This is a genomic window from Bradyrhizobium sp. ISRA442 (assembly GCF_038085055.1).
Classification (GTDB): Bacteria; Pseudomonadota; Alphaproteobacteria; order Rhizobiales; family Xanthobacteraceae; genus Bradyrhizobium.
In genome coordinates this window covers 1-1358 of sequence record NZ_JALGCN010000060.1, presented here as the reverse complement: position 1 = coordinate 1358, position 1358 = coordinate 1, and the positions used below count along the sequence as shown (strand labels likewise).

General features: G+C 66.2%; 1 protein-coding gene. It reads right to left on the bottom strand.

The annotated features are described in order from the left end of the window. Position 1 precedes the first annotated feature (1 nt). On the bottom strand, positions 2-1201 hold the full coding sequence (locus MTR72_RS40175; RefSeq protein WP_280969244.1) for an IS256 family transposase: 1200 nt from the start codon (positions 1199-1201) through the stop codon (positions 2-4). Between the last annotated feature and the right edge of the window lie 157 nt (positions 1202-1358).

The following is a 1358-nucleotide window of genomic DNA, read 5'->3' as shown; positions in this document are numbered from 1 at the left end:
GTCAGCTGGCGATTGCCGGGAAGCTGACGGCGGGATCATCGCTCAACGGCGCGATGGTTTCCAGCGTCATGTAGCGGGCGCGCTGGACGGCCCATTCATCATTCTGCTCGAGCAGGATCGCACCGACGAGGCGAACGATGGCGTCCTCATTGGGGAAGATGCCGACCACCTCGGTGCGGCGCTTGATCTCGCCGTTGAGGCGCTCGATCGGGTTGGTCGAGTGCAGCTTGGTCCGATGCTGGGGCGGGAAGGTCATGTAGGCGAGCACATCGGTCTCGGCCTCGTCGAGGAAGCCGGCGAGCTTGGGGAGCTTGGGGCGGAGCTGGTCGGCGACCTTTCGCCATTGGGTCTTTGCGGCCTCGGCATCGTCCTGGGCAAACGCGGTGGCGATGAAGGCGGAGACGACACGCCGGCCGCTCTTGCCGGCATGCGCGAGCGCGTTGCGCATGAAGTGGACGCGGCAACGCTGCCAGGAGGCGTTGAGCACCTTGGCGACGGTGGCCTTGATGCCCTCATGGGCATCAGACACGACCAGCTTGACGCCGCGTAGGCCGCGGCGCGCGAGCTTGCGCAGGAACGCGGTCCAGAACGTCTCGGCCTCGGACGGGCCAATATCCATGCCGAGAACTTCGCGCCGGCCGTCACTGTTGACGCCGACCGCGACAATCACCGCGACCGAGACGATGCGGCCCTGCTGGCGCACCTTCACGTAGGTGGCGTCGATCCACAAATACGGCCAGTCGCCCTCGATCGGACGGGCGAGGAACGCCTTCACCTTATCGTCGATCTCGGCGCAGAGCCGGCTCACCTGGCTCTTGGAGATGCCGCTCATGCCCATGGCCTGCACGAGATCGTCGACCGAGCGGGTCGAGACGCCCTGCACGTAGGCTTCCTGCACCACCGCGGTAAGCGCCTTCTCGGCCATGCGACGGGGCTCCAGGAAGCCGGGGAAGTAGGAGCCCTTGCGCAGCTTGGGGATGCGCAGTTCGACCGCGCCGGCGCGGGTCTCCCAAATGCGGTCGCGGTAGCCGTTGCGCTGGGCCAGGCGCTCGGGGCTCTTCTCGCCATAGGCGGCTCCGGTCTGGCTTTCCACTTCCAGCTCCATCAGGCGCTGGGCGGCAAAGCCGATCATCTCGCGCAGCAGATCCGCATCAGGGGTCTTCTCCACGAGCGTCCGCAGGTTCATCATCTCGTCGGTCATCGGTGGTTCCTCGAATCAGGTTGGTGTCAGCAACCCGACCCTACCGGCGAATCGCCGGTGACCACCGCAAAGCCGTCCGCCCGCTACGGCGCTATTGTAGGGCGCGCGTGCGGACGGCTTTGCTCTACCGAGCTACACCATCACTGGGGACACGACC

Bases quoted from the DNA above. Each gene is read 5' to 3' on its own strand.
- MTR72_RS40175 (WP_280969244.1), bottom strand. From the start codon at position 1,201: ATGACCGACGAGATGATGAACCTGCGGACGCTCGTGGAGAAGACCCCT.